This is a genomic window from Sphingomonas sp., from assembly GCF_048594985.1.
In the GTDB taxonomy this organism is placed as follows: domain Bacteria; phylum Pseudomonadota; class Alphaproteobacteria; order Sphingomonadales; family Sphingomonadaceae; genus Sphingomonas_I.
Map to the genome: position 1 here is coordinate 1 of NZ_JBMDXG010000209.1, position 4,549 is coordinate 4,549.

At 65.3% G+C, this 4,549-nt stretch carries 3 protein-coding genes; all 3 read left to right on the plus strand.

Features of this window, described 5'->3' with window-relative positions:
* A partial coding sequence (locus tag ACOJSF_RS08190) for a TIM-barrel domain-containing protein (protein WP_420141725.1) occupies positions 1-2,837 on the plus strand: 2,837 nt, incomplete at its 5' end.
* 276 nt (positions 2,838-3,113) lie between these two features.
* Positions 3,114-3,617 carry a sigma-70 family RNA polymerase sigma factor gene (locus ACOJSF_RS08195; protein ID WP_420141727.1) on the plus strand — a complete coding sequence of 168 codons (504 nt, stop codon included), beginning with the start codon at positions 3,114-3,116 and terminating at the stop codon, positions 3,615-3,617.
* The gene (locus tag ACOJSF_RS08200; RefSeq protein ID WP_420141726.1) at positions 3,607-4,248 is read left to right on the plus strand and encodes an NrsF family protein; all 642 of its coding nucleotides are present in this window, start codon (positions 3,607-3,609) and stop codon (positions 4,246-4,248) included. The genes ACOJSF_RS08195 and ACOJSF_RS08200 overlap by 11 nt, the downstream gene beginning before the upstream one ends.
* Positions 4,249-4,549 lie beyond the last annotated feature (301 nt).

Genomic DNA, 4,549 nt, shown 5'->3' on the forward strand with positions numbered 1-4,549 from the left:
CCGGCCTCGACGCGCGCGGGCATCTGCAACGTGCGGTCCCGCCCTCTCCCGCCGGCTTCGCAGTCGTTCGACTGGCACAAGGCGTTCAGCTTCGCGTCGGCGATGTCGTCAAGAATTTGATCTTCTACGGCCCGGCCACCGTCCGCGTGAACGCCAATCTGGGGGAGAATTACTGGACCGCGCCCAGCCTGGCGGTCGTCTCCAAGCCGCAGCCGGTGGCGTTCACCACGGCCGAGACCGCCGACATGCTGGTGATCACCAGCGCGAGGCTGCGGGTCGAGGTGAGCAAGGCGACCGGCGCGCTGCGCTTCTACGATGCCAACGGCAAGCTCTACACCGAAGAGAATGCGGCCGCCCCGCAGACGCTGAAGAAGCAGACGATCTCCGGCGCGCCGACGCTGGAGGCGAGCAACCGCCTCACGCTGCGGCCGGACGAGGCGATCTATGGCCTGGGCTTCAACGGCACCGATACGAGCAATCGCCGGGGCAAGGACCTGCTGCTCGTCCAGACCAATGTCGGCATCATCATTCCGGTGCTGATGTCCTCGCGCCGCTATGGCGTGATGTGGGACACCTATTCGCAAATGCGGTTCAAGGAAGATGCGAGCGGCGCATCGATGTGGGCCGAAAGCGCGCCGGGCGGCGTCGATTATTACTTCATGGCTGGGGAGACCCCCGACGCCGTCGTCGGCGCCTATCGCGCACTGACCGGCCAGGCGCCGATGTATCCCAAGCAGGCGTTCGGCCTGTTCATGAGCAAGGAACGCTACAAGACCCAGGCGGAGCTGCTCGATGTCGCCCGCACCTTCCGCAAGACCGGCTTCCCGCTCGATTACATCGTCCAGGACTGGCAATATTGGGGATCAGACAAGGACGGCAGCTGGAGCGGCATGATCTGGGAGCCGACGCGCTACCCCGATCCCGCCGGCATGGCGCGCGCGGTGCATGATCTCAACATGAAGCTGATGGTGTCGATCTGGCCGTCGATCGGCAACAACACCGCGCTCGCCAGAGAGCTGGACAGCCACAGCCTGCGCTTCGAACCGCTCCACTGGATCTCGAAACATGCCCGCGTCTACGATGCCTACAGCCCGCTCGGGCGGCAGATCTACTTCAAGCACATTAAGTCCGGACTGCTCGACAAGGGCGTCGACGCGCTGTGGATGGACGGCACCGAGATCGAGGTGTCGAGCGCGATGTGGAACGCGCAGGACAATATCCGCGACACCAAGGCGTTGGGCCGGAACGCGCTGGGGGACTTCACCCGCTACCTCAGCCCCTATTCGCTGCTGACGACGCGGGGCACCTATGACGGGCAACGCGCGACGAGCGACAAGCGGGTGTTCACGCTCACCCGGTCGGGCTGGGCGGGGGCGCAGCGAACCGCCGCCGCATCCTGGAGCGGGGACATCTTCTCAAGCTGGAAGACGCTGAAGCAGCAGGTGGCCGACGGGGTCAACGTGACGGTGACGGGCAATCCCTACTGGACGCAGGATGCCGGCGGCTTCTTCGTCGCGGATTTCCCGGGTGGCGAGAAGAACCCGGCGTGGCGCGAGCTTTATGCCCGCTGGCTGCAATTCTCCGCCTTCAACCCGCTCATGCGGATCCACGGGACCAACGTCGCGCGCGAGCCCTATCTGTTCAGGACGATGGACCCGGCGGTCTACGCGTCGCTGCTGAAGTCGACGCAGCTGCGCTACCGCATGCTGCCCTACATCTACGGCCTCAGCGCCAAGGTCACGTCCGACAGCTACACGCTGATGCGCCCGCTGATGATGGATTTTCCGGACGATCGCGCGACCGACACGATCGACGACAGCTTCATGTTCGGCCCCTCCTTCCTGGTGCATCCGGTGACGCGCGCGATGTACCATATCCTGCCGCCGCCCGCCGCGACGATCTCCGCGGACTATCTGCGCACGCCGGACGGGCAGCCGGGGCTCGCGGGGCAATATTTCGAGGGCGAGAATTTCGAGACGCCCAAAAGCCGCTTCGTCGATCCGAAGGTCGATCACACCTGGCCCGATCCGCCGCTGGCCGATATCCCCGCTGGTCTTTCCAGCCTGCAGCATTTTTCCGCGCGGTGGGACGGCACGATCACCGCGCCCGAGGATGGCGAATATGAGATCGGCGTCGAGGGCAATGACGGCTTTCGCCTCAAACTCGACGGCAAGACCGTGGTCGAGGACTGGGCGCCCGGGGCCGCGCGCTACAAGAGCACGACGATCACGCTACGCAAAGGGCAGGCGGTGCGCGTCGGCATCGATTATTATCAGGTCGACGGCAATCGCGTGCTCCGCCTGGCATGGCGCCGTCCCGGCGAACGGCAGACGATCGCCGGTCCGAAGCCGACGCTCGACGAGACGATGGAGACCTACCTGCCCGCAGGCGTGGGTTGGTACGATTTCTGGACCAATCAGCGCTTCGAAGGTGGGCGCCGCGTGACGCGCCAGGCTCCGCTCGACCTGATCCCGCTTTACGTGCGCGCCGGGTCGATCGTGCCGATGGGCCCAAACGTCCAGTTCGCGACGGAAAATCCGGGTGCCCCTTACGAGGTCCGCATCTATCCCGGCGCCGACGCGCGCTTCACGCTCTATGAGGACGATAACGAGACCTACGCCTATGAGAAGGGCGAGCGCGCGACTTACGATCTGGTGTGGGACGACGCAGCCAAAACGCTGCGCATCGGAGCGCGTCAGGGACGCTTCCCGGCCATGACCGCGCGGCGTGACCTTAATCTTGTCCTTATGAGCGGCGCCGGCAGAGGTGGCATGGAGATGCTCCCCGCGACGAAGCGCATTACCTACTCGGGCCAAGCTATGGCCGTGCAGTTCTGACGGAGCGGCTCTTCGCGAATACCTGCCTATTGGCTAGGCAAGCTTATGGCCCGAATGCTTCGCCCGCCCACGGCGCCGGCCGCGTTGACAAAACTTCCACGGGCAAGACCTGCGACAGAAAATTCGAGATGCGGTGACCAGCGTCGCCTGGCGCGCGAATAACAGATCATGCGCTCGCACTACCTGTCGAGAATCATCTCAGGGCCGCCATCCGGCGCGGCGCGGCTCAGCCGTGAGCGGCCGTCGCGCACCACGCCGGAAAACTGGAGCAGCCTGATGGAAGCTGCACAGAACGGGCATGGCGGCGCGTACCGGCGGCTGCTTGGGGAGACGTCGGAGTGGCTCGGGCGCTATTTCGAGCGGCGGCTGCCGCCGGGCGAGGTGGACGATGCCGTTCAGGAGACCCTGCTCGCTATTCATCGGCGGCGCCACACTTACGATCCGCAATACCCCTTTGGCCCCTGGCTGGCGGCAATCGCCAAGAACAAGTGGGTCGACCAGCTGCGCAGTCTTGCGCGACGACCGGCAGACGAACTGCCCGACGCGATCGCCATCGGAGATCACGAAGCGGCGGTGGTCAGCAGCTCGGTTCTGGCCAGCCTGCTCGACCAGCTCCGCCCGGCCCAAGCCCGGGCCATCCTGCTGGTCAAGGTGCAGGGCTACAGCGTCGACGAAGTCTCGTCGCAGACCGGACTCTCCCCTTCGGCCGTGAAAATGAACATCCACCGTGGCCTCGCCCGCCTGACGGCATTGATCGAGAAGACCCCCGATGTCGAATGAAGCCTTGATCCTGGATCTGTCGTCCGACCTCGAGCCCATCCGGCGGCGTAGCATGGTGCGTGAGGGCGCGCTGCTCCTCGCGCTGTGCGGGTTGGAACTCGCTTTTGCTCCGGTCACGGGCCTGATGCGGGCCGACATGCACCACATGGGCGGATCTCCCTATCTGGTGTGGAGGGTGGGAAGCCTTGGCCTCCTCGCCATCACAGCCTGCGTGCTGGCAGTCCGATCCTTCTCGCCCACCGCGCGGCCACGGCAGGGGCTGATGCTCGCTGGCGCACTCGCGCTCCTGGCCATTGTCGGCGGTGCGTTCGTCATACCTGCCGGGATGGGGGAACGGGCGCTGCTCGACCGGGTCGACCCGATGAGCGGCGTGCGCTGCGCCACATCGATCTTCGTACTCTCGCTGCCGATTCTGGCGTTGCTGGGTGCTTTGATGCGAAGGGCCGCACCGACCCAGCCACGGCGCAGCGCGCTCGCTTGCGGTATCGCCGCCGGCACCTGCGGCGCCTTCGTCTTCGCATTCTGCTGCCCCTTCAACGACCCGCTCTACGTGGTGGTCTGGTACAGCGTCGGGTGCGCCGCCGTGGCGGCCGTCGCACGCTGGTGCCTGCCGCAACGCTTTCGCCTCTAATTACGACCAGCGCGGCGGACAGCGTGCCGCGCTCCGCCTGAACCGCCCGATCGACCTCCCCGGTTTCCGGGACGGGAGACGTGCGCCTGCATCACAGAAAGGAACCATGGCATGAAGAGCAACATCGACGCGAAATCCCCGAACCGGGACTGGCTCAAGACCTATTATTATCTACGCTTCGCGGTGTAGGCGGTCTGGGTCGCGCTTGCCTTCACGATCGCGAAGGCCATCCACCCGCAGGAGGCGGAGATGCTCTACGACTATACGGCATGGGACGCGCAGGCCAATTAACTAGACCACA